General features: G+C 72.3%; 14 protein-coding genes. 1 reads left to right on the top strand and 13 read right to left on the bottom strand.

The features are described from left to right. Nucleotides 1-64 precede the first annotated feature (64 nt). From G9H71_RS11695 to mfd, 9 genes are all read right to left on the bottom strand, one after another. On the bottom strand, nt 65-5,314 hold the full coding sequence (locus G9H71_RS11695) for a right-handed parallel beta-helix repeat-containing protein (protein ID WP_166281968.1): 5,250 nt from the start codon (nt 5,312-5,314) through the stop codon (nt 65-67). A 587-nt stretch (nt 5,315-5,901) separates the two neighbouring features. Further along, nucleotides 5,902-6,837, bottom strand: a complete 936-nt coding sequence (locus G9H71_RS11690) for a Ppx/GppA phosphatase family protein (RefSeq protein ID WP_166281966.1) — start codon at nt 6,835-6,837, stop codon at nt 5,902-5,904. A gap of 53 nt (nt 6,838-6,890) precedes the next feature. Next, nucleotides 6,891-7,427 carry a DUF501 domain-containing protein gene (locus G9H71_RS11685; protein ID WP_166281964.1) on the bottom strand — a complete coding sequence of 179 codons (537 nt, stop codon included), beginning with the start codon at nt 7,425-7,427 and terminating at the stop codon, nt 6,891-6,893. Nucleotide 7,428: 1 nt separating this feature from the next. Then, nucleotides 7,429-7,788: an FtsB family cell division protein gene (locus G9H71_RS11680; RefSeq protein WP_166281962.1), complete on the bottom strand. Its 360-nt coding sequence runs from the start codon at nt 7,786-7,788 to the stop codon at nt 7,429-7,431. A gap of 175 nt (nt 7,789-7,963) precedes the next feature. After that, complete coding sequence (gene eno, locus G9H71_RS11675) at nt 7,964-9,244, bottom strand: phosphopyruvate hydratase (RefSeq protein ID WP_166281960.1); 1,281 nt, start codon at nt 9,242-9,244, stop codon at nt 7,964-7,966. A gap of 120 nt (nt 9,245-9,364) precedes the next feature. Beyond that, nucleotides 9,365-11,029: a DUF885 domain-containing protein gene (locus G9H71_RS11670; RefSeq protein ID WP_166281958.1), complete on the bottom strand. Its 1,665-nt coding sequence runs from the start codon at nt 11,027-11,029 to the stop codon at nt 9,365-9,367. Between the two features lie 149 nt (nt 11,030-11,178). Beyond that, a complete protein-coding gene (locus tag G9H71_RS11665) occupies nt 11,179-12,099 on the bottom strand; it encodes a MazG family protein (RefSeq protein ID WP_166281956.1) in 921 nt (306 codons plus the stop codon). Further along, a complete protein-coding gene (locus tag G9H71_RS11660; protein ID WP_166281954.1) occupies nt 12,096-12,764 on the bottom strand; it encodes a hypothetical protein in 669 nt (222 codons plus the stop codon). The genes G9H71_RS11665 and G9H71_RS11660 overlap by 4 nt, the downstream gene beginning before the upstream one ends. After that, nucleotides 12,761-16,333, bottom strand: coding sequence for a transcription-repair coupling factor (gene mfd, locus G9H71_RS11655; RefSeq protein WP_166281952.1), 3,573 nt, complete (start codon nt 16,331-16,333; stop codon nt 12,761-12,763). Before mfd ends, G9H71_RS11660 begins: the two co-directional genes overlap by 4 nt. Before the next feature lie 241 nt (nt 16,334-16,574). Here mfd and ppc point away from each other — a divergent pair, with 241 nt between their 5' ends. Continuing rightward, nucleotides 16,575-19,304, top strand: coding sequence for a phosphoenolpyruvate carboxylase (ppc, locus tag G9H71_RS11650; RefSeq protein ID WP_166281950.1), 2,730 nt, complete (start codon nt 16,575-16,577; stop codon nt 19,302-19,304). 158 nt (nt 19,305-19,462) lie between these two features. Here ppc and G9H71_RS11645 read toward each other — a convergent pair whose 3' ends face one another. From G9H71_RS11645 to G9H71_RS11630, 4 genes are all read right to left on the bottom strand, one after another. After that, nucleotides 19,463-20,638 (bottom strand): ROK family protein, encoded by a 1,176-nt coding sequence (locus G9H71_RS11645; RefSeq protein ID WP_231134654.1) that lies wholly within the window; start codon nt 20,636-20,638, stop codon nt 19,463-19,465. A gap of 117 nt (nt 20,639-20,755) precedes the next feature. Next, nucleotides 20,756-21,970, bottom strand: coding sequence for a Gfo/Idh/MocA family protein (locus G9H71_RS11640; RefSeq protein ID WP_231134653.1), 1,215 nt, complete (start codon nt 21,968-21,970; stop codon nt 20,756-20,758). Nucleotides 21,971-22,511: 541 nt separating this feature from the next. Further along, nucleotides 22,512-23,522 carry a sugar phosphate isomerase/epimerase family protein gene (locus tag G9H71_RS11635; protein ID WP_166281946.1) on the bottom strand — a complete coding sequence of 337 codons (1,011 nt, stop codon included), beginning with the start codon at nt 23,520-23,522 and terminating at the stop codon, nt 22,512-22,514. Between the two features lie 62 nt (nt 23,523-23,584). Next, nucleotides 23,585-24,991 (bottom strand): alkaline phosphatase family protein, encoded by a 1,407-nt coding sequence (locus G9H71_RS11630; RefSeq protein WP_166281944.1) that lies wholly within the window; start codon nt 24,989-24,991, stop codon nt 23,585-23,587. Nucleotide 24,992: the final 1 nt, after the last annotated feature.

Raw genomic sequence — 24,992 nt, 5'->3', positions numbered from 1 at the left:
GCACCCGGACAGCCGACCGGCCCGGGCACGCGTGAGTGCCCGGGCCAGTTGGGGAGCAGAGGTCCTACTGTGTGTAGGCGCCTTGCAGGTCCGCGATCAGGTCGATGCTGCCGGAGTCGTTGTAGAGCGTGACGCTCCCGTCAGCGGCGACCTTGGTGATGACGAGGTTGGGGATCGTGCGGGCGGCGAGCACGTTCAGGTTCGACGTGTCCGGGCCGCCGGCATAGCCCGTCGGATAGACCGAGATGTACGTGTCCGCCGACGCGTTCGTCGCCGTAACGTTGAGGACGACCGCCGTGGCGCCCACCGGCGCGAGCCCGCTCCCGGGCGGACCCGTCACCTGCAGGCGCAGAGTTCCGCCCGGCCCGACCTTCGACTGCGGCGCGCCGGTCCCGTTGCGGGTGTCCAGCACGCGGCTCGGGTCCTGCGGGGTGTAAGCGGACGCATCGGTCGTGGCCGTGTAGGCCCCCTGCAGGTCGGCGATCAGGTCGACGCTGCCGGCCGCGTTGTAGAGCGTAACGCTGCCGTCCGCGGCCACCTTCGTGATCACGAGGTTGGGGATCGTGTAGTTCGCGACCACGTTGAGATTGGACGTGCCGGGCCCGCCGGCGTACCCCGTGGGATAGACCGAGACGTATGTGTCGGCCGACGCGTTCGTCGCCGTCACGTTGAGGACGACCGCCGTGCTTCCCACCGGCGCCAGTCCGCTGCCGGGCGGGCCCGTCACCTGCAGCCGAAGGGTCCCGCCTGGCCCGACCTTTGCCGACGGCGCGCCGGTCCCGTTGCGGGTGTCGAGCAGGCGCCGCGGGTCCTGCGGGGTGTACGTCGAGCCGGTCGGCGCACTGCTGTAGGACCCCTGCAGGTCGGCGACCAGGTCGATGCTGCCGGAGTCGTTGTAGAGCGTGACGCTGCCGTCAGCGGCCACCTTGCTCACGACCAGGTTCGGGATCGTGTAGTTCGCCAGGACGTTGAGGTTCGAGGTGCTTGGCCCACCTGCGAAGCCCGTCGGGTAGACCGAGACGTATGTGTCCGCCGTCGCGTTCGTCGCCGTCACGTTGAGGACCACCGCGGTGCTCCCCACCGGCGCCAATCCGCTGCCGGCCGGGCCTGTCACCTGCAGCCGCAGCGTCCCGCCTGGCCCGACCTTCGCCTGCGACGCGCCGGTCCCGTTGCGGGTGTCCAGCACCCGCGTCGGGTCCTGCGGGGTGTACGTCGAGCCCGGCGCTGCACACGGCGAGGTCTGCGGGTTGGGCTGGAAGCCCGGCGCCGCCGACGTGTCCGCGCCGCTGCACAGCCAGGGGTCGTAGTCCACGAGCCCGACCACGCTGTCCCCCGTGCCGGTCGGCGCCGGCCCGGTGTTGGACCCCCACCAGTTGCTCTCGGCGTTGACGGGGACGGTGATGACCGCGCCGAGTGCACGCACCCCGAGGCCATTGGCAGAAACGGAGTTCTGGTTCGCCACCGCGCCGCCCGTGGCCGCGTCACCGCGATCGAAGAACGGCGTTCCCTGGGTGTTGGCGATGTTGCCGCCCTGCACCTGGAAGCCCACGTCGTTGTTCGCCAGCACGTTGTTGCGGACGGTGTTGCCGGTGCCCTCGACGACGATTCCGAAGCCGTCGCCGGTCGAGCCCGACGCACTGCGCCGGAAGCCCCGCACCTCGTTGTCCGCGACGACGGCACCGCCCGGCTGGTCCTGGTTGTACGTCGTGTTCTGGGAGCGGCGGATCACCGCGATGCCGGCGGAGTCGCGGGCGTCGGTGGCTGCCACGGTGCGCTCCACCACGTTGGCGGACACCACGAGGCTGCCGGAGCCGCTGTCGCTGCCCGAGCCGTTGGACGCCTTGACCTCGATTCCGAAACGGCCGTTGTTGCGCACGGTGTTGCCGCTGACGCGGTTGGCGCCCGGCCCCCTCGCGCCCAGGACGCTGATGCCCGCGTCGCCGTTGCCGTTGACCGTGTTGCCGGTGACCGTGAGGCCGGTGACGTTGCCGTCACCGAAGTCGATCCCGGTCAGACCGTTGTTGCTGAACGTTCCCTCGGTGACGCTGACGGTGGTCTTGACCCCGTTGATGACCCACACACCGCGGCCGTTCGAGCCCGCCGTGGTGCCGTTGTTCGACGCCGTGACGCGGTTGACCGTCAGGTTGTCGACGACGCCGGCCTGCATGAAGATGCCGTGCCGGCAGTTCGCGCTCGCGTTGACGTCCTCGACCGTCACGTTCGACTGGGTGTCACCGATGACCCCGAGGTAGACGCCGTTGTCGAACCCAGTCACGGTCAGGTCCTCGATCGTGAGCCCGTTGCGCGACCCGACCAGGGTGAACCCGTTGCCGGCGCACGACGAGCCTTGGACGACGGTCGCGCCCGTGCCCGCGCCGGAGATGGTGATCCCGTCCTTGGCGATGCTCGCCCCGGCCGCGTAAGTACCTGCCGCCACGATGACCTGGCCGCCGGACGACACCTGGGTCACCGCCGCCTGGATCGTCCGCTTGGCGTCCGCGGGGCTCGCTCCGCCGTTCCCGTCGTTGCCCGTCGCGCCGTTGACGTAGCAGAAGCTCGTGCAGGCCGGTCCCGGCTCGAAGTTCGCCGACTCGCTGTCCGTGCCGAACTGCACGTTCACGTTGTCGACGTAGCCGCGGAAGGTGCCTCCCCATCCGGAGCCGACACCGGTCTCGACCCCGATGATGTTGGTGTCCGGGCCGAGCAGGTCCGAGCCGGGATAGGCCGCGCCGTTCTGCCATTCGTCCAGGGTCACGTCGTAGCGCTCGACCGTGAAGCCGGGGTTGTAGGTCCGCATCCAGAAGTTGCCGTTGAGGACGTCCTTGGCGATCCACTGGTCCGTCGGCACGGGTGTGGCGGTACTGCCGCCGTTGTAGACGTTCTCCCAGATGAGCAGCCCGGAGTCGCCGCTCGGAGTGCTGTAGGCGAGCCGGAGGACGGGAGCGTGGTGCTGGCCGGTGGTGCTGGACGACGCGCGGTAGAACTCATAGCTCAGTGCGCTCAGATTGCCCAGCGTGCGCCCCGGGACCACGCCCCAGTACTTCACGAAGTCGGCCTTGTCCTGGCCGCTCGTGACCGTGTTCGTACGGAACTCCAGCGAGCCCAGGTTGTTCGGGGCCTCCCCGCGCGGCTGTGCGTTCGTGATGGAGACCGACGCGTCCGCGCGGACGTTGGCGGCCTGCCATCCGTCGAGGCTGGTCGGGGTCACCACGGTGAAGGGCGGGGGCGAGCACGGAGAGGTCAGCTCGTTCGGCTGGAAGCCGACGGCCGGAGAGGTGTCACGGCCGCTGCAGAGCCACGGGTCGGAGTCGACGGGCCCGACCACGCTGTCGCCGGTGCCGGTCGGCGCGGGCCCGGTGTTCGATCCCCACCAGTTGCGCTCGGCGCTCACGGGCGGCGAGACGATGGCGCCGACCGCGCGGAACCCGACCCCGTTGCCCGTGATCGAGTTGCGGACCAGCACGGCGCCGCCCAGGGAAGCGTCCCCCCGGTCGAAGTACGCCGTGCCCTGCGTGTTCGCGGTGTTGCCGCCTTGCACCTGCACGCCGACGTCGTTGTTGGATACCGTGTTGTTGCGGACCGAGTTGTTCAGCCCCTCGACCACGATGCCGAACCCGTCACCCGTCGAGCCCGACGCGCTGCGCAGGAAGCCGCGGACCACGTTGGCGGCGACGACCGCTCCGAACGGCTGGTCCTGGTTGTACGCCGGGTTCTGCGACCGACGGACCACTGCGATTCCGGCGTGGTCGCGGGCGTCCGTCGCCGCCAGTGTGCGCTCGACAGTGTTCCCGGAGACCACGAGGCTGCCCGAGCCGCTCTCCACGCCGGTGCCGGTCGACGCCTTCAGCTCGATGCCGAAACGACCGTTGTTCCGCACGGTGTTGCCGCTGATCGCATTGGCCCCCGGGCCGCGCGCGCCGAGCACGCTGATCCCGGCGTCGCCGTTGTCCTCGACGGTGTTGCCCGTCACGGTGAGCCCGGAGACGTTGCCGTCACTGATGTCGATGCCGCTGAGGGCGTTGCCGCTGAACGTGCCGCCGGTGATGCTGACGTTGGTCTTGACGCCGTTGATCACCAAGATGCCGCGCCCTCCGGAGCCGGCCGTGCCGTTGCTCGAGGCGGTCACCCGGTTGACCGTCAAGTTGCCGACCGTCCCCGCCTGCATGAAGATCCCGTGCCGGCAGTTGGAGCTGATGCTTGCGTCCTCGAGAGTCACGTTCGTCTGGGTGTCACTGCCGACGCCGAGGTAGACGCCGTTCTCGAACCCTGTGACCATGAGGTCCTCCACGGTCAGCCCGTTGCGCGAGCCCACCAGGGTGATCCCGTTGCCGGAGCACGACGTCCCCTGGATCACGGTCGCAGCCTTGCCTGCGCCGGAGATCCGCACGCCGTCCTTCGCGACCGTCACCGACTCTGCGTAGGTCCCCTGCGCCACGATGACGGTGCCGCCCGCTGCGACCTGCGAGACCGCTGCCTGGATGGTCTTCTTGGCGTCCGCAGCGCTCGTGCCGCCGTTGGCGTCGTTGCCGTTGACCGCGTCGACGTAGCAGGTCGTCGTGCACTGCGGGGTCGGCTCGAAGTTCGCGGACACAGAGTCCGCGCCGAATCCCGCGTCGACGTTGTCGACGTAGCCGCGGAAGGTCCCGCCCCAGCCGGATCCGACGCCGGTCTCGATGCCGGTGATGTGGGTGTCGGGGCCGAGGACGTGAGAGTCACCGAACGCGGCGCCGCTCTCCCACTGGTCGAGGGTCACGTCGTAGCGCTCGATGGTGCGGCCGGGGCCGAACGCGCGCATCCAGAAGTAGCCGGCGAGCACGTTTTTCGTCAGCCACTGGTCCGTCGGGACCGGCGCCGAGGTGCTGCCACCGTTGTAGACGTTCTCCCAGATCAGATAGCCGCTCTGGCCGCCGGCCGTCTGGTACGCCAGCCGCAGCACCGGCGCGTAGTGCTGCGCGGTCGTGCTTGATGCGGCCCGGTAGAACTCATAGCTCAGCGCGCTGAGATTGCCCAGGGTGCGCCCGGCGACCTGGCCCCAGTACTTCACGTAGTCGGCCTTGTCCTGGCCGTTGGTCACGGTGTTCGTGCGGAACTCCAGCGACCCGAGATTGTCCGGCGAGTCGCCGCGCGGCTGTGCCGTGCTGATCACGACGGACGCGTCGGGGCGTACGTTCGCCGCTTGCCATCCGTTCGGGCTGCTGGGGGTCACGACGGTGTAGGGCGGCGCTTCGGCCGCCTGCGCCGGCAAGGCCATGGGCACCGCGGCGACGAGCGCCGTGGACAACAACGCGACGAGACGTCGCGGTCCATGTCTCACGTTGTTCTTCCTCCTTGAAGATCTCTTGCTGTCGAGCGGAGCCGCTGCGCCCACCAGGCCGTACGCTGGCGCCACATTCCTGGTGCCGGCTGGCCCCGCCGACGCTGTCGAATCCAGCTGCAGCTGCCACGGAAGTGCGGGGAAAGCGTGTGCGGGCACGAAGATCGTTCCTGTCGACGCGACCGCAGGAGATATGTGCCTCGGGGCGCTGTCCGGACGTGACCATGTGCGTGTGGACTGGCCACGACACCCTCCCCGGAGTCGGGGACCTGTCTATCAGAAATTGCGGTTCCTGGCGGCCAGTTGAATGAGCCGCCCTAGCCGGTCGAGAAATGGCCAGAATTGGCTACTTGCAAAGATGTGATTCTCGCCCGTCGCCTCCTGAGCGGGCACCTGCCTTGCACGAACGGGCAGGTCTTCGCGGCGGGTCGGGCCGCGGCCAGCCCCGGTGAAGCCTCACGCAGGAGCCGGGTACGACGAAGGCCCCGTCGGCGGGCGGGGCCTTCGAGCAGTTGACAGGCGGCCTCGTGACAGCTCGTCAGGGTCTCAGCGGACCCCTCGGGTCAGCGGGTCAGCGGGTCAGCGGGTCAGCGGGCGAGGCTCCAGGCGATCCCGTCGAGGATGTCGTGCTCGCTGACCACCATGTCGGTCACGTCGAGCCGGTTCACGATCGCCTCGAGCACCAGTGCCCCGGCCCCGATGACGTCCACCCGTCCCGGGTGCATGAAGGGCAGCGCGGCCCGCTCGGCGTGCGTCGCCCGCAGCAGCCGGGCCGTCACGTCCCGGACGTCGTCGGCGGGGATCCGGGAGCGGTGGATCACCGCGGAGTCGTACGCCTCGAGGTCGAGGGCCATCGCGGCGACCGTCGTGACGGACCCCGCGACGCCGACGAGGGTGTGCGCCTCGTGCAGCGGGACGTCCTGCGCCGCGACCGTGATCGCCGCCTCAACGTCTACCCGAGCGGCGGCGACCTGCTCCGCGGTCGGGGGGTCGTCGTGCAGGTGGCGCTCGGTCATGCGTACACAGCCGATGTCGACGGACCGGGCCGCCCGGACGCCGGTCGCGTCACCGAGGACGAACTCGGTCGAGCCGCCGCCGATGTCGACCACGAGGTAGGGCCCGGCCACGCCGTCGGCCGCCAGCTCACGCGTCGCACCGGCGAAGCTGAGCCCCGCCTCCTCTGCGCCGGTCACGACCTCGGGCTCGACCCCGAGGACCTCCTGGACGCCCTTGGCGAAGTCGGCGCGGTTCTCGGCGTCGCGGGTGGCGGACGTCGCGACGAAGCGCACCTGCTGGGCGCCGAAGGCTCGGATCGCCTCGGCGTAGCGAGCCGTGGCGTCGAGCGTCCGGGCCAGCGCCTCGGGGGCGAGCCGGCCGGTGCGGTCGACGCCCTGTCCGAGGCGGACGACCTCCATCCGCCGGTCCAGGTCGAGCAGCGTCCCGGCCTCGGGGTCCACGTCGGCCACGAGCAGGCGGATGGAGTTGGTGCCGCAGTCGATCGCTGCGACGCGCTGGGAGGTCATGGGCCGTCCTGGTCGTGAGCGTGGGGGGACTTCGGGGCGCGCCGGGGCCGTCGTCAGTCGGCGGTGTCGCGGGCGCAGGGCCCGCCCGCCCACCACTCGGGAAGCGCGGCGAGCGCCTCGTCGCCGAGCGGGTTGACGCCGCGGCCGGCGGCGAGGGAGTGCGCGACCAGCACGTGCAGGCACTTGACCCGGTCGGGCATGCCCCCGGCGCTGACCGCGGCGATCTCCGGCACCTGCGCGACGGCGTCGCGTCGGCGCAGGTAGTCCTCGTGGGCAGCTGAGTAGGCGGCGGCGAGCTCGGGGTCGTCGCTCAGGCGCTCGGTCATCTGCCGCATCAGCCCCTCGGACTCGAGGGTGCTGACGGCGCCGGTCGCCCGCGGGCACGTGAGGTAGTAGAACGTCGGGAACGGCGTGCCGTCCGGCAGCCGGGGCGCGGTCTCGACGACGTCGGGCTGGCCGCACGGGCAGCGGTGGGCGACCGCACGGAGGCCGCGCGGCGGACGGCCCAGCTGCCGCCCGATCGCCGCGATGTCCGCGGCGTCGATGTCGTCCGGCCCGGAGGCTCCGGGGCCGGCGTCGGAGGCGGTCACGTCAGTGGGCGGCGTCGGCGGCTTCGACCGACTCCCACAGCGTGCCGAACCACGGCCGCTCCCCGGGGTCGGCCGCCGTCGGCGGGGCCTCGACCGTGTCCTGCTGCGTCATGGTGCGGTCGGGCTCCTTGACGACGTAGTGCGACTCGCCGGCACGCACGCGGTGCAGCCGCTCCTCTGCCTGCGTCACCACGTAGCTCGGGTCGTCCCACCGCGCCTTGTCCGCCTCGAGCGCGGCGACGCGCGCCTCCTGCTGGGCGGTCCGCTCACGCAGGGCAGCGATCTCGGAGCGCTGGCCGAGGTACTCGCGCAGCGGGTAGGCCAGCGAGAGGGCCAGGGCGCACACGACGAGGGCCAGCACCGCAGCGCGTGTGGTCAGGCCGGCGCCGCGCCGGGCCCCGCGATGGGCCGGGCGCGAGCGCCGTGGCGGGGCGTCCGGGCGCGGCCGCGGACGCCCCGACTGCCCCGCCGCGCGCCCAGGGGCGCGCGGCGGGGTGCGTCGGGACGGGGATGCGGGCACGGCCGGAGGCTCCGGGTCAGGCCTTCGCGGCCCGCGGGAAGGCCGAGCGGCCGGCGTAGCGCGCGGCGTCGTCGAGCTCCTCCTCGATGCGCAGCAGCTGGTTGTACTTGGCCACGCGCTCGCTGCGCGCGGGGGCGCCCGTCTTGATCTGGCCGCAGTCGGTCGCGACCGCGAGATCGGCGATCGTCGTGTCCTCGGTCTCGCCGGACCGGTGGCTCATCATGCAGCGGTAGCCGCTGCGGTGCGCGAGCGCCACCGCGTCCAGCGTCTCGGTGAGGCTGCCGATCTGGTTGACCTTGACCAGCAGGGCGTTGGCCTGGCCGCCGGCGATGCCGCGGGCGAGGCGCTCGGGGTTGGTCACGAAGAGGTCGTCGCCGACGAGCTGGATCCGGCTGCCCAGCCCGCTGGTGATCTCCGCCCAGCCGTCCCAGTCGTCCTCGGCCAGCGGGTCCTCGATGGAGACCAGCGGGTAGTCGTTGACCAGCTCGGTGTAGTAGGCCGTCATCTCGGCGGCGGTGCGGTCCGAGCCCTCGAAGCGGTAGGTGCCGTTCTCGAAGAACTCGGTGGCCGCGACGTCGAGCGCGAGCGCGATGTCGTCGCCGAGCTTGAAGCCCGCCTTGTCGATCGCGCGGCCGATCAGGTCCAGCGCCGCCCGGCCGTTCGGCAGGTTCGGCGCGAAGCCGCCCTCGTCGCCCAGGCCCGTGGCCAGGCCCTCGGCCTTGAGCACGGACTTGAGCGAGTGGTAGACCTCCGCGCCCCAGCGGAGCGCCTCGCGGAAGGTCTCCGCACCCACCGGCGCGATCATGAATTCCTGAATGTCGACGCCGGAATCCGCGTGCGCACCACCGTTGATGATGTTCATCATCGGGACCGGCAGGGTGTGGGCGTTGGGCCCGCCGAGGTAGCGGAAGAGCGGGAGCTTCGCCGACTCGGCCGCAGCGCGCGCGACGGCGAGGCTCACGCCCAGGATCGCGTTGGCTCCGAGCCGGGCCTTGTTGGGCGTGCCGTCCAGGTCGAGCAGGGCCGCGTCGACCAGCCGCTGCTCGCTGGCCTCGAAGCCGAGCAGCTCGGGGCCGATCTCGTCGAGGACGGCCAGGACGGCCTTCTCCACGCCCTTGCCGCCGTAGCGCGACTCGCCGTCGCGCAGCTCGACCGCCTCGAAGGCGCCGGTCGAGGCGCCGCTCGGCACCGCCGCACGGGCGATGGTGCCGTCGTCGAGGGCCACCTCCACCTCGACAGTGGGGTTGCCGCGGGAGTCAAGGATCTCCCGGGCGCCGACGGCGTCGATGCTCGCCACGTCGTTCTCCTCATGCAGGCTGGGATACGACCGCAGCCTACCGGCGTCAGCCGATCTTCCCGCGCAGGCGCTCCACGGGCCTCGGCGCCACCTCGCTGCGCGGCCCGCACGGGTGGCCCGTCAGACCCCCAGCAGCGCCCGCACGTGCCGCGGCGCGGGGGACCCGTGAGCGAGCACGGCGTCGTGGACGCGCCGGTCGTCCCACCCGGGGCGCGCGGAGCGCAGGTCGGCGACGAGGTCGCGCACCGCGGCGTACCCGACGAAGTAGGTCGCGAGCTGGGCGCTGGTCAGCAGGGCGCGCCGCCACTTGCCGACGGCCTCGCCCTCCTCCTGGTGGCCCCGCTCGACCATCAGCCGCAGCGCCTCCTGCTCGGTCATCCCGCGCGTGTGCACGCGGATGTCGAGGATCGCGTTGATCGTCATGCGCAGCTGCAGCTTCAGCTGCTGCATCCGCAGCGCGGCGTTGCCGTCGGGGCCGCCCACGCCCGGGTAGCCGCGGTCGGACATCAGCTCCTCGGCGTAGACCGCCCACCCCTCGACGAAGGCGCCGTTCCACAAGCAGGCGCGCACCGGTGTGGAGCCGGGAAAGCGGCGCGAGGAGGCCAGCTGCAGGACGTGCCCCGGAGCGGCCTCGTGGATGGTCAGCTGATGGAGCATGTGCGCGTTGTACTCGCGGTAGAACGAGCGCGACCGCTCGGCGCTCCAGTCCGCGGGCGTCGGGGCGACCGCGAAGTAGGTCGGCAGCGGCGCGGCCTCCAGCGGGCCGGGCGGGTCGCAGTAGGCGACGGCGACCCCGCGGTAGAGCTCGGGCATCACGATCACCTCGACCGGGTCGTCGTGCACGGTCATCAGCCGCTCCTCCTGCACGAACGCCGTCGTCGCGGCGAGCGCCTCGCGGCACATCCCGACCACGGTCGAGTCGTCGACCGCCCCCTCGGCGGCGAGCCGGTCCAGGACCTCGCGCACGCCCCCGCCGAGGCGCGCCGCCGCCTCCGCGATCTGCGCCTCGACCCGCTCGAGGTTCTCCTCGGCGAGCGCGAGGACCGTGTCCGCCGCGTCGCCGGCCGTGTCCTTCCCGAGGTCGAGGGAGAGCGCGAGCTTGCGGGAGAACCGGTCGGGGCCGAGCCGCGGGTCACCGTCGGCCGACCCGTCCGTCGCCGCCAGCCGCTCCCGCAGCCACGCCACGTGCTCGTCCAGCGCGTCGAGCGCGGCGGACCGGGCCGGCTCGACCTCTGCGCCGAGCGCCGGCTCCTGCTCCAGCGCTGCTGCCAGCTCGTCGCGGATCAGCGAGCGGGTGCCGGCGAACTGCCCGGCCGCGGTCTCGAGATGTACGCGGGGGGCCACCGTCAGCGCGTCTCTCGCCGCTGCGAGGCTCGCGGGCACCTGGCGCAGCCGGGCCGCGGCGGACCGCAGCCGGTCGCCGAGGGGCGCGAAGTCGCGGGCGAGCAGCGTGTAGAGCGCAGTGCCCGGGTTCGGCTCCAGCGGGTCGTGCTCCAGGGGTCGCAGCTCGTCCAGCGTGAAGGCGCGCGAGAGCAGCGCGACCCGCAGGACCTCCTGGTCGACGGCGTCGTCGGCGGACAGCTGGGCCGGGTCGACGGCGTCGAGCGCCGCGAGCGCCAGGTCGAGGTCGGCCCGCTCGGCGGCGAGCGACGCGGGGTCGAGGCGCTCGAGGCGGTCGTCGAAGCGGTGGTCGCCGGACACCGTGGCGAGCGTGGGGCTGTGCGTGAGGAGCACGTCCAGCCCGGAGGTGGCGGCGGTGCGGAAGCCCGTGGCGACGTCGGTCATGGCCGAATCCTGAATGAGCCGGGCCTCGGGCTCGCACGAGGGCTGCCTGCTCGCGACGGGCCGCACCGGAGCCGCCCTGGCCGGGGGCGCGTAGCCGGAGCCGGGAGGGGCGCGCAGCCGGTGGCGCCGGTCCGCGAGCGGGGCGCGGCTCAGCCGGCGGAGCCCTCCACGGTGCGTACGCGGTCGGCGTAGCGCCGCGCGGCCGTGCGCAGCGCCCCCTCGGCGTCCACGCCCTCGCGGCGGGCCCGCGCCACGACCGCGAGCAGCAGCTCGCCCACGTCGGGGTCGTCCGCGTCCACCGCGGCGACCGGCACGTCCAGCCCGGCGCGCTCCGCCCGGCCGAGCAGCTTGGCAGCGAGCGAGAGGGCCGGCTGGGCCATCGGCACGCCGTCCACCGCGGACGCGCGGCCCTTCTCGGCGCGCTTCACCGCGTCCCAGGTCTTCTCCGTGTGCGACGCGGCGACGTCGGCAGTCCCGGCCTCGGGCCCGAAGACGTGCGGATGCCGGCGGACGAGCTTGGTGACGATGCCGTCGGCGGCGTCGTCGATCGACCAGGGCGCGTCGTCCCGCTCCTCGCCGAGCCGGGCGTGGAAGACCGCCTGCAACAGCAGGTCGCCGACCTCCTCGACGAGCGCGTCCCGGTCGTCGTCCTCGATGGCCTCGACGACCTCGTAGGCCTCCTCGAGGAGGTACTGCACCAGGCTCTGGTGCGTCTGCTCCGCGTCCCAGGGGCACCCGCCGGGGCTACGCAGCCGGTCCATGAGTGCGACGAGGTCGAGGACGTGCGCGCCCGGCAGGTCCGCGGAGGCGATGACCGTGACCTCGGCCCCGTCGTCGATCAGCTGCGCCGCGAGCGCGTCGACGGCCGCCGGCGGGACGAGGCGCACGTCGCCGTCGTCGGCCACCCGCGCGCCCGCCTCCCGCAGGGCGGGCACGTGCGCCGCCAGTCCCGCGTCCACGACGACCGCGGCGGCGGACCGCAGCGCCTCCCACGCCGGCCAGGAGAAGGCTCCCGGGGGCACGCGGGGGCTTGCGACGACGAGCGTGACGTGGGCGAACTCCCCCGTCACCCGGCCCCCGCGCCCTCGGTGCCCGCGCCGGGCTCCCCCACCGCGGGGGTGGGGGTCGCGCCGGTCGCGAGGCCTCCGCTGGCCAGCGGGCTCAGCGCGCCGGCCGACGCGTCGTAGTCGCCGTAGCGCGGGCTGACCTCGACGCCGACCCGGTCGACGAACTGGCGGCGCACCTCCTCCACGGCCTGCTGGCGCTGGGCCTGGAGCTGCTCGCCCTGCACGCCCGGCACGAGCCGCTCGCCGAGCTTGGTCTGGATGAGGTACCACCGCAGGTAGCGGTCCTCGGTGCCGGGCGCGACGCCCTGCTCCAGGAACGCCTGCCCCAGCCCCTCGGCGCCGCCCGCGCGGACGAGCTGGCCGCGTACGGCCTCGATCTCGCTCTGGTCCACGGTGATCGGCGGGTCCTGAGCGGCCGCGATCTCGTCGAGCAGGGCGTACTCGAGCAGGTAGTTGAGCGTGTAGGAGACGGCGGCGGGCCGGTCGTCGGCGAACGGGCTGGCGTCGGCGGTGTAGAGCCGGTCCGCCACCGTGCGGACCTCGTCGTTGCTCACCCGCTGGTCCCCGACGACGACGGCCGAGCCCGCGCCCGACGGCGTGCAGGCGCCGAGCGCGACGGCGAGCAGGACCGCTCCCCCGGCCACGGCGGCCCGGCCGCGCCGGCTCACCGCCCGCTCCCACCGGCAGCGGCCGGGGCCGGGGCGTCCAGCAGCACCGCGTCGATGAGGTCGCGGCACCAGTCGAGCAGGGCGACGTCGCGCAACGGGGTCCCTCCGATCCGAGCGGTCGCCGGCCGTGGCACCAGGATCGTAGATGTGGCCGGCTTCACAAGAGTGCGAGGGTAGAGCCGCTGGAGCCGCAGCTGCTGCGACTCGCGCAATTCGACCGGGCCGAACCGGATCTGCGAGCCCTGCAGCGCGACGTCCCGGAGGCCGGCCTTGCGGGCGTGCGCCCGGAACCGCGCCACCGCGAAGAGGTTCTCGACCGGCGCCGGCGGCGTGCCGTAGCGGTCGGTGAGCTCGGCCCGCACGGCCTCGATGGCCTCGTCGTCCGCCGCCTCGGCCAGCTTGCGGTAGGCCTCCAGCCGCAGCCGCTCCCCCGGGACGTAGTCGTGCGGCAGGTGCGCGTCGACCGGCAGCTCGACCTTGACCTCGGCCGGCGCGGTGTCGGCCTCGCCCTTGAACTCCGCGACCGCCTCGCCGACGAGGCGCACGTAGAGGTCGAAGCCGACGTCGGCGATGTGGCCGGACTGCTCGCCGCCGAGCAGGTTGCCCGCGCCGCGGATCTCCAGGTCCTTCATCGCCACGCGCATGCCGGCGCCGAGGTCGCTGTTCTGCGCGATCGTCGCGAGCCGGTCGTGCGCGGTCTCGGTGAGCGGCTTCTCCGGCGGATAGAGGAAGTACGCGTACGCCCGCTCGCGCCCGCGGCCGACGCGGCCGCGCAGCTGGTGCAGCTGGGAGAGGCCGAGCGTGTCGCCGCGCTCGACGATGAGGGTGTTGGCGTTCGAGATGTTGAGCCCGCTCTCGACGATCGTCGTGCAGACGAGCACGTCGACGCGGCGCTCCCAGAAGTCGAGCACGACCTGCTCGAGGGTGTGCTCGTTCATCTGCCCGTGCGCGCTCGCGATGCGCGCCTCCGGGACGAGGTCGCGCAGCCGGGCCACGGCCCGGTCGATCGACTCGACGCGGTTGTGGATGTAGAAGACCTGCCCCTCGCGGAGCAGCTCGCGCCGGATCGCCGCGGAGATCTGCTTCTCGTCGTACGCCCCCACGTAGGTGAGCACCGGGTGGCGCTCCTCCGGCGGGGTGAGGATCGTCGACATCTCGCGGATGCCGGTGATGGACATCTCCAGCGTGCGCGGGATCGGCGTCGCCGACATGGTGAGCACGTCGACGTTCGTGCGCAGGTGCTTCAGGCGCTCCTTGTGCTCGACGCCGAAGCGCTGCTCCTCGTCCACGATCACGAGGCCGAGGTCCTTGAAGTGGACGTCGCCCATGATGAGCCGGTGGGTGCCGATGACGACGTCCACGCTGCCGTCGCGCACGCCCTCCTGGACCGCCTTCGCCTCCTTGTCTGTCTGGAAGCGGCTCAGCGCCTTCACGTTCACCGGGAAGCCGGCGTAGCGCTCGGCGAACGTCGAGAAGTGCTGCTGCACGAGCAGCGTCGTCGGCACCAGGACGGCGACCTGCTTGCCCTCCATCACGGCCTTGAACGCCGCCCGCACCGCGATCTCGGTCTTGCCGTAGCCGACGTCGCCGCACACGACGCGGTCCATCGGGACCGGCCGCTCCATGTCTCGCTTGACCTCGTCGATGGTCGAGAGCTGGTCCGGCGTCTCGTTGTAGGGGAACGCGTCCTCGAGCTCGCGCTGCCAGGGCGTGTCGGGGCCGAACTGGTGCCCCTGCGTCGCCATGCGCGCGCTGTAGAGCTTGATGAGCTCGGCCGCGATCTGCTTGACCGCCTTCTTGGCCCGGCCCTTGCGCTTCTGCCAGTCGGCTCCGCCCATCCGGTCCAGGGCCGGCTGCTCGCCGCCGACGTAGCGGGTGACCAGGTCGAGCTGGTCCGTCGGGACGAAGAGCCGGTCGCCGGGGGCGCCGCGCTTGCTGGGGGCGTACTCGATGACGAGGTACTCGCGGGTCGCGCCCTGCACGGTGCGCTGCACCATCTCGACGTAGCGCCCGACGCCGTGCTGCTCGTGCACGACGGGGTCGCCCGGCTTGAGCTGCAGCGGGTCGACCTGGTTGCGCCGCCGGCTCGGCATGCGGCGCATGTCCTTGGTGGACGCCTTCTGGCCGTTGACGTCGGTCTCGGTGAGGATCGCCAGCTTGAGCTGGGCGGACACCAGGCCGTGCTCGATGCAGCCGGTCGTCACCTCCGCCACCCCGGGCGACGGCTCCTGCCGCAGGCCGACGTCCAGCCGCGACGGCACGCCGGCCTCCCTGAGGCGCTCGACCGTGCGCTCGGCGGGGCCGTGGCCCTCGGTGACGTAGACGACGCGCCAGCCCTCACCGAGCCAGCCCTTCGCGTCCGCGATCGCGCGCTGGACATCACCCCGGTAGCCCTCGACCTCCCTCGCCGAAACCGGAAGCACGTTCTCCGCTTCGCTGATCTCGACGTCGGTCTCGAACGGCGACATCGTCCACCAGGCCCGGCCGCTGCTCAGCGTGGCTTCGCGGACCTCGGCCAGCTCGCGGTAGGACGACGCGTCGAGGTCGATCGGCGCCTCCCCGCCGACCGCCGCCGTCGCCCAGGAGGCCTCGAGGAACTCCCGGCTCGTCGCCACCAGGTCGGAAGCGCGGGCGCGGACGCGCTCGGGGTCGCACACCACGACGTACGAGCCGGCGGGCATCGCCTGCGGCAGCAGCTCGAGGTCGTCGACCAGGGCCGGGATCAGCGCCTCCATGCCCTCCACCGCGATGCCCTCGGCCAGCTTGCCGAGGACGTCGAGCAGGCTCGGGTGCGACTCCCCCAGCGCCCGGGCCCGCTCCCGGACCTCCGGCGTCAGCAGGAGCTCGCGGCACGGCGGCGCCCACAGCCCGTGCTCGGCGACCTCGAGGCTGCGCTGGTCCGCGACCTTGAACCAGCGGACCTCCTCGACCGTGTCGCCCCAGTACTCCACCCGCAGCGGGTGCTCCTCGGTCGGCGGGAAGACGTCGAGGATCCCGCCGCGCACGGCGAACTCGCCGCGCTTCTCCACCATGTCGACGCGGGAGTACGCCGCGGCGGCCAGCCGCTCGACCGCGTCCTCCAGCGCCAGCTCGTCACCGGGGCGCAGGCTCACCGGCTCCAGGTCGCCCAGCCCGCGCACGAGCGGTTGCAGGATGCTGCGCACCGGCGCGACCACGACCTTGAGCGGGCCGGCGGCGGGGTCGTCTGCCGACGGGTGCGCCAGCCGGCGGAGCACCGCCAGGCGCACGCCGACCGTGTCGCTGCGCGGGCTGAGCCGCTCGTGCGGGAGCGTCTCCCACGAGGGGAAGTGCGCCACGTTGTCGGCGCCGATCAGCGACCCGAGCGCGGTGACCAGGTCCTCGGCCTCCCGCCCGGTCGCCGTCACCGCGAGCACGGTCCGGCCCGCGCCCAGCGGCCCGGGCGCGGCGAGCGCGGCCACGGCGAACGGCCGCAGCGCGCCGGGGGCCGCGATCTCCAGCGTCGGGGTGTCCCCCGCCCGCGCGTCGGCGACGGCACGGGCCAGGGCAGGGTCGGCGGCGACGGCGGTCAGCAGGCCGCTCAGGGTCACGGGCGCTCCTCAAGCGGCACGTACGCGGCGTCCCTCCGATAACGGAAAGGCGTGGATCCCAGCCTACGGCGCGGGACGCAGCCCCAGCACTCCCACGGGCGGCGCCCTGCCCACGCGCGAACCCCGATCGGATGCAGATCCGCCTCGTGGCGAGGCGGCGATGGCCCCCGAAGTAGGGTGACCCGCACCGGACAGCGCCGTCCGACCGCCGCCGCCCGGGTGGACGACGCGAGGAGAGCCCGTGACCGACGCCGACGACATCCCCGCCGGCCTGCGTGCCGACATCCGCAGGCTGGGGACCCTGCTGGGCGAGACGATCGTCCGCCAGGAGGGCCAGGAGCTCTTCGACCTGGTCGAGCGCGTACGCCGGTTGACCCGCGAGGACGGCGACGCGGCCGCCAGGCTGCTCGCCGACGTCGACGTGCCCACCGCGGCGCGCCTCGCGCGCGCGTTCTCGATGTTCTTCCACCTGGCCAACATCGCCGAGCAGGTCCACCGCTCCCGGGACCTGCGCCGGCTGCGCGGCGAGCAGGGCAGCTGGCTGAAGAAGGCCGTCGACTCGATCGTCGAGGCGGTCGAGGAGGAGCGGGTCCCCCGCGACGAGGTCGCCGAGATGGTCCGCCACGTCTCCGTGCGCCCCGTCTTCACCGCGCACCCGACCGAGGCCGCGCGCCGCACCGTCCTCACGAAGCTGCGTCGCATCGGCGAGCTGCTCGAGCGCGACGACTGGCAGTCCGACCCCCGCTCCGTACGCCGGCTCGCCGAGCTGGTCGACCTGCTGTGGCAGAGCGACGAGCTGCGCTCGGAGCGCCCGGAGGTGCTCGACGAGGCGCGCAACGCCGTCTACTACCTCGACGAGCTCTTCCGCATCGCGGTCCCGGACGTGCTCGAGGAGCTCGTCGCCGAGCTCGACCGCGCGCAGGTCGGCCTGCCGCTGGAGAGCCGGCCGCTCACCTTCGGCTCGTGGATCGGCGGCGACCGCGACGGCAACCCGAACGTCACGCCGCGGGTGACGTACGACGTCCTGCTGCTGCAGCACGACCACGCGCTCAACGCGGTGGGCGAGCAGATCGACCAGCTGCGCGCCGAGCTCTCCTCCAGCCTGCGCAACGCCGGCGTCAGCCAGGAGCTGCGCGACAGCCTGGCCGCCGACCTCGAGCGGCTGCCCGAGGTCCCACCGCGCTACCTGCGGCTGAACCAGCAGGAGCCCTACCGGCTCAAGCTCACGTGCATCCGGCACAAGCTCGAGCACACGCGGCGCCGGCACGCGGCCGCCGCGCCGCACGAGCCCGGCCGGGACTACGCCTCGACCGCAGAACTCGTCGACGACCTCGTCGTCGTGCGCGACTCGCTGCTCGCGAACAAGGGCGAGCTCGTCGCCCACGGCCGGCTCGAGCGCCTGGTGCGCACCCTCGAGGCGTTCGGGCTTCACCTGGCCACGCTCGACGTGCGCGAGCACGCCGACGCCCACCACGACACCCTCGCGCAGCTTTTCGACCGGCTCGGCGAGTCGCCCACGCCGTACGCCGACCTCAAGCGCGAGGACCGGCTCGCGCTGCTGCGCGCGGAGCTCGCCAGCCGGCGCCCGCTCGCGCCCACCCCGCCACCGCTCGACGCGGCGGGGCAGCGGGTGTTCGCCGTCTTCACGACCGTCCGCGAGGCCTTCGAGCGCTTCGGGCCCCAGGTCGTCGAGTCCTACATCGTCTCCATGACCCGGGGCGCGGACGACGTGCTCGCGCCCGTGCTGCTGGCCCGCGAGGCCGGGCTCGTCGACCTCGCCGGCGGCGTCGCGCACATCGGCTTCGTGCCCCTGCTCGAGACCGTCGACGAGCTGCGCGCGGCCGACGAGATCCTCGAGGACCTGCTCTCCGACCCGTCCTACCGGCGCCTCGTCGCGCTGCGTGGGGACGTGCAGGAGGTCATGCTCGGCTACTCGGACTCGAACAAGGACGCCGGCATCGCGAGCTCGCAGTGGGAGATCCACCGCGCGCAGCGCCGCTTGCGCGACGTCGCGATGCGCCATGGCGTCCGGCTGCGGCTCTTCCACGGGCGCGGCGGGACAGTCGGCCGCGGCGGCGGCCCGACGTACGAGGCGATCCTCGCCCAGCCATGGGGGACGCTCGACGGCGAGATCAAGCTGACCGAGCAGGGCGAGGTCATCAGCGACAAGTACCTCCTGCCGTCGCTGGCCCGCGAGAACCTCCAGCTCACGCTGGCCGCCACGCTGACCGCGACGGTCCTGCACCGGACGCCGCGCGAGACGACGGTCTCGCTGCTGCCGCAGTTCGACCCGGTCATGGACCTGGTGTCGGGCAAGGCCCAGGAGGCCTACCGGGCGCTGACCAGGGACGCGCAGATCGCCGCGTACTTCTCCCAGTCGACCCCGGTCGAGACACTCGGCGACCTCAACATCGGCTCCCGCCCGTCCCGGCGGCCCTCCTCCGACGCCGGCCTCTCCGCGCTGCGCGCGATCCCGTGGGTGTTCGGGTGGACGCAGTCGCGCCAGGTCGTCCCGGGGTGGTTCGGCGTCGGCAGCGGCCTGGCCGCCGCGTTCGAGGCGGGTCACGGCGCGCAGATCGAGCGGATGTGGGCCGAGTGGCACTTCTTCCGCAACTTCCTGTCCAACGTCGAGATGACGCTGGCCAAGACCGACCTGCGCATCGCCCGGCACTACGTCGAGACGCTCGTCGACCCGGCGCTGCGGCCGATCTTCGAGCGCATCGTCGAGGAGCACGACCGGACGGTGGAGCAGGTGCTCCGTGTCACCGGCGAGACGCAACTGCTGGGCAAGAGCCCGTCGTTGGCCCGGACGCTGCAGGTGCGCGACGCCTACATCGACCCGATCTCCTACCTGCAGGTCGCCCTGCTGCGCCGGGTGCGGGCCGCCGGCGACGACGTCGACCCCGAGCTGCGCCGTGCCCTGCTGCTGACCGTCAACGGTGTCGCCGCAGGCTTGCGCAACACGGGCTGACGCTCGCCCGTCCGCGAGGAGCGTCAACGCCTGCTGACCGAGGAGGCGGCAGGCGGAAAATCGGGTGAGACGGATGAGGGCGGCGAGCCGGTCGGCTCGCCGCCCTCGTGGCTTCATGGGTCGCACCCGCCCGTTAGCGCGGGCAACTTAGTGCACGTTCACGCCGACGGCGAGAACATCCAGTCACTCGCCGTGACGAGGCCGCCGAGGACCCCGCCGGTCTCGCCCAGCTCGCTCAGCACGATCGGCAGGTTGCTGGTCGCGAGCGGCATCGACTGCCGGTAGACAGTCTGGCGGATCTCGGCGAGCAGCGGGTGGCCGAGCCGGGAGATGCCGCCGGCGATGACCACGAGCGAGGGGTTCATGAAGTTGACCAGCTCGGCCAGGACGGTACCGAGACGCTGGCCCCCCGTCTTGATCAGCGACAGCGCGACCGCATCGCCCTCCTGCGCCGCCTCGCCGACGTCGATCGCCGTGAGCGTCTGGCTGTGGGCCAGCCGAGCGGCCAGGGCCGGTGACTCGCCCGAGGTCGCCGCGGCCATCGCGTCCCGGCCGAGCGCCGCACCGCTGAACATCGTCTCGAGGCAGCCGGTGTTGCCGCAGGCGCAGACGTGGCCCTCGCCGGCGCGGATGTGGCCGATGTCGCCGGCGCAGCCTGCCGCGCCGCGGTAGACGTCGCCGTGGATGACCGCGGCGCTCCCGACACCTGTCCCGATCTTCACGAACAGGAAGTCGTCCATGCCCTTGGCGACTCCGCCCCAGCGCTCGCCCTGGGCCATCATGTTGACGTCGTTGTCCACCGTGACGCTGCAGCGGAAGCGCCGGGAGAACTCGTCGCGCAGCGGGTAGCGGTTCCACCCCGGCATGAGAGGCGGGCTGACCGGGATGCCCTCGCGGAAGCTGACCGGCCCCGGGACGCCGATGCCGATCCCCGAGATGGTGTCGCACGCGACCGTGCTCTGCGCCTTGGCCACGAGCTCGTAGACCTTGGGCAGGACCACGTCGGGACCACTGCGGATGTCGCAGGGCTCCTCGAGGAAGGTCAGCAGGTTGAGCCGGCTGTCACCGATCGCGATGCTGATCGACGTCGCCCCGAGGTCGACGGCCAGGAACCGCAGGCCGCTGTTGAGCGACACCTGTGGCGAGGGCCGGCCGCCGCGCGAGACGCTGAGGCCGCTCTCCTCGATGAGCCCCGACGCCAGCAGCTCCTCGAGCTCGACACCGAGCCGTGCCCGGCCCACTCCGACCAGCCCGACGAGGGCCGCCCGGGAGGCGGGCCCCTCGTCGCGCAGGAGGCGGAGGATCTTGCACTGGACGTCCGTTGCGGGACGCATTGTGCCCATACGCGTCATGCCCTTGCCCTTCACCCGCTGAGTTCGGGCAATGGCCTAGACAACGTGCACCACGCCGCAGGTCGCACCGACAGAAGTGCCACCAACTCTTTGGCGAGTCTAGACCAAAGCCTTCTGATTCGGGAGTACCACAACGTCCGAAACGTCCACCCATTGGCCGCTGCGCGCAGAAGCCAGAACGGCCTCCGTCAGGCGTGCACCGCGCAGCCCGTCGGCGAACGTCGGCATTCCGACGGGCTGCTCGCCCCGCACGGCCGCGTAGACGTCGGCGATGAGCGCGTCGAAGCAGTCCTGGTAGCCCTGCGGGTGGCCGGTGGGCAGGTAGGCGTAGCGCAGCCCCTCCGGGCTCATGAGCTCGCTGCCGCGCGGCACCACCGTGGACGCGTCCCGGCCGCCGATCCACAAGGTGTCGGGGTTCTCCTGGTCGAAGCTGTAGGAGGCGTCGGCGCCGTCGATGTTGAACCAGAGCCGGTTCTTGCGCCCGAGCGAGACCTGGCTGACCACGAGCGTCCCGGTGGCACCGAGATCGGTCTGGAAAAGAATTGCGGCAATGTCCTCGGTGGTGACCGGGGCCATGTTGCCCTTGTCGTCAGCGAAGCGGGCCAGCGGGGTGGCCGTCATCGCAGACAGCCGCACGATGCGGTGTCCGGTCACGAATTCGACCAGGTCGCACCAGTGGATCCCGATGTCGCCGAATGCGCGCGAGGAGCCGCCCAAGGCCGGATTGACCCGCCAATTGTTGTCGGTCTCCCGGGCCAGCCAGTCCTGCAGGTAGGAGCCGTGGAACAGGTGCAGCTTGCCGGCGTCGCCGCGCGCGATGCGGCCGCGGGTGTCGCGGACCGTCGGGTAGTAGCGGTAGACGAACGGGACCGCGTTGACGACCCCGGCCTCCTCGGCCAGCGCGGTCAGCCGGGCGGCGCTCTCGACGTCGATCGCCAGCGGCTTCTCGCACACGACGTGCTTGCCGGCCGCCAGCGCCTTCTCCACCAGCGGTGCGTGCAGGTGGTTCGGCGTGCAGACGTGGACGACGTCGATCTCGTCGCTCTCGATCAGCTCGTCGGAGGAGGCGAAGAAGCGGTCCGCGCGCATGCGCTGCGCAGCCGCCTCAGCGATCTCAGGTGTCGCATCCGCGACTGCGATGGACGTCGCTCCGGCCCGGGCGGCAGCACGCACGTGCACTGCCCCGATGAAGCCGGTCCCCACTACGCCAACGCGCACAGTAGCCGTCATGCCGCGAAGTAAAGCATCGGGTTGCACGAGTTTCAACCCCTGCTGCGAAAGTTCTGCATAGGAGTTGTCGAAGTGCCGGGACATGGGTCATCGCCGGAAGACCAGCTGGTCTTTCGGTTCGCGGAAATGCGGAGTGGGGCGGCGAGCGCGGCGCGGCGATGTCCCGGGCAGGGCCCCCACAGCGCCCGACAGGGCCCCCAAGAAGCTCGAGACGCTGCGAGAAGCCGGAGGAGCCGCCCACGGCCCCTGAGGTCGCCGCCGAGGTCGGCGGAACAGGTGAGGCGAATCGAGCCGACGTCGGGGCTGGCCAAGCTCGAGCTCCGGACCGCGCAGGCGCTCGTGCCGTCAGTGGCGCCGGCGGTGCTCCGGTCGCCGGAGCCGGGGACACGCCCCGCACTCGGCCCGGCGGGGCGCCCGCACCGGTCGCTGTCGCGTTGTACGCACCAGAAAACCTCCTCGTTGAGGTCGTCGGACGGAGCCGTGCCGGTGCCGGCGGAAGCGGCACCGGCACGGTCGTCCCGGTCGCTGCGTCGCAACCGCGACGCAGGGTCAGTGGCCGGGCCGGTCGACGGGCAGGCCGTCGCTGCCGGTCGCCGGGCCGGCCTCCGGGGTCAGTGCCCGGAGTTCAGTCGCTGGAGGAGCTGAAGGCGGCGTCGAAGGCCGCCGCCGGCGGCTCGATCTGCACGAGCTTCTGGATGAACGCGAGGGCGTCCGGGCCGCCGACCAGGCGGTCCATGCCGGCGTCCTCCCACTCGATGGAGATCGGGCCGTCGTAGCCGATCGCGTTCAGCATGCGGAAGCACGCCTCCCACGGGACGTCGCCGTGACCGGTGGACACGAAGTCCCACCCACGGCGCGGGTCCGCCCAGGGCAGGTGCGAGCCGAGCCGGCCGTTGCGGCCGTTCAACTGCTTGACCGACTCCTTGCAGTCCACGTGGTAGATGCGGTCCTTGAAGTCCCACAGGAAGCCGACCGGGTCGAGGTCCTGCCACACGAAGTGGCTCGGGTCGAAGTTGAGCCCGAACGCCTCGCGGTGGCCGATGGCCTCCAGCGTGCGCACGGTCGTCCAGTAGTCGTACGCGATCTCGCTCGGGTGCACCTCGTGGGCGAAGCGGACGCCCACCTCGTCGAACACGTCCAGGATCGGGTTCCAACGGTCGGCGAAGTCCTGGTAGCCCGCCTCGATCATGTGCGGCGGCACCGGCGGGAACATCGCGACATAGTGCCAGATGCTGGAGCCGGTGAAGCCGACGACGGTCTTGACGCCGAGCTTGGCCGCCGCGCGGGCGGTCAGCTTCATCTCCTCGGCGGCGCGCTGGCGTACACCCTCGGGGTTGCCGTCACCCCAGACGCGCGGGTTGACGATGCCCTTGTGCCGCTCGTCGATCGGGTTGTCGCAGACGGCCTGGCCGTTGAGGTGGTTCGAGATCGCGTAGACGCTGAGGTTGTACTTCTCCAGCAGCGCCTTCTTCTCCTCGACGTAGCCGTCGTCCTCCACGGCCTTGAGCACGTCGAAGTGGTCGCCCCAGCAAGCGATCTCGAGGCCTTCGTAGCCCCACTCGCTCGCCCGGCGGGCGACCTCCTCGAAGGGCAGGTCGGCCCACTGGCCGGTGAAGAGCGTGATCGGTCGTGCCATCTGCCGTTCTCCTCGCGTCGTTGGTTGTCGGACGGTCGACGTCCGGCTGCCCCGGGGACGGGTCAGCCGGCTGCTGCCGGGCGCGGTCGGCCGTTGCGGGCCAGACGCAGCAGCAGGTCCTTCACCTCGGTGGCCCCCACCCGGTCCACGCCGACGCTCGCGTCGGAGCAGACGAGGACGGGACCGTCGGCGTCGCTGTCGGGCAGCCGTCCGTGGCTGCCCTTCACCGGCGACGGGTCCAGCGGGATGACCTGCATCGAGTAGCGCAGGCCGACCTTCTTGCGGACGAGCGCGGCCCCGGCCTTCGCCTTGGCCAGCTTGTCCTCCGGGTTGAGGAAGAGCTCGGCCGGGTCGTAGCCGGGCTTCTTGTGGATCTCGACGGTGCGGGCGAAGTCCGGCGCCCGGTCGTCGTCGAGCCAGTAGTAGTAGGTGAACCACGCGTCCGGCTCGGCCACGAGCACCAGCTCGCCGGAGCGCTCGTGGTCCAGGCCGTACTTCGCCTTGCCCGCCTCGTCGAGCACCTCGGCGACCCCGGGCAGGCTCTCCAGCATCGCGCGCACCCGCGGCAGGTCGGACTCGTCGGCGACGTAGACGTGGGCGACCTGGTGGTCCGCCACGGCGAAGGCCCGCGAGGTCCAGGGGTCGAGCAGCTCGTACCCGTCCTGCACGTAGACGTTGAGCAGGCCCTCGCGGCGCAGCAGCCGGTTGACGTCCACCGGGCGGCGGGCGGCGGTGATGCCGTACTCGCTCAGCGCGACGACCGTGATGCCGCGCCCGCGCGCGTCGTCGAGCAGCGGCTTCAACGCGCCGTCGACCTCGCGCGCCGCCGCGACGGCCTCGGGCCCGTCGGGGCCGAAGCGTTGCAGGTCGTAGTCGAGGTGCGGCACGTAGGCCATGGTCAGGTCGGGGCGGTTGCGGGCGAGGATGCGGCGCGTGGCCTCGATGATCCAGCGGGAGGAGGCGATCGAGGCGGTGGGGCCCCAGTACTGGAAGAGCGGGAAGGTCCCGAGCTCCTCGGTCAGCTCGTCGTGCAGCTGCGGCGGGTAGGTGTAGCAGTCGGGCGACTTGCGCCCGTCGGCGTGGTAGACCGGCCGCGGGGTGACGGTGAGGTCCGTCGACGCGCCCATGGCGTACCACCAGCAGACGTTGGCCGACGTCGATCCGGCGGCCTCGCGGCGTGCGGCCTCCCAGACCTTCTCCCCCTGCACCAGCTTGTTGTGCTGGCGCCACAGGAAGACCTCGCCGAGGTCCCGGAAGTACCAGCCGTTGCCCACCACGCCGTGATCGCGCGGCATGAGGCCGGTGAGGAACGTGGACTGGGCCGAGCACGTCACCGCCGGCAGCACCGTCCCGAGCGGCGCGGTGAAGCCCGTGGACCCGACGGCCTGCAGGTTGGGCATGTGCGCGAGCAGCTTCGGCGTCAGGCCCACGACGTCGAGCAGGAGCACGGGGTTGCGGCCCTCAGTCATG

It is taken from the genome of Motilibacter deserti, from assembly GCF_011250635.1.
Classification (GTDB): domain Bacteria; phylum Actinomycetota; class Actinomycetes; order Motilibacterales; family Motilibacteraceae; genus Motilibacter_A; species Motilibacter_A deserti.
Note: the sequence above shows the minus strand (reverse complement) of the source record. Positions and strands in the feature narration are given on the sequence as shown.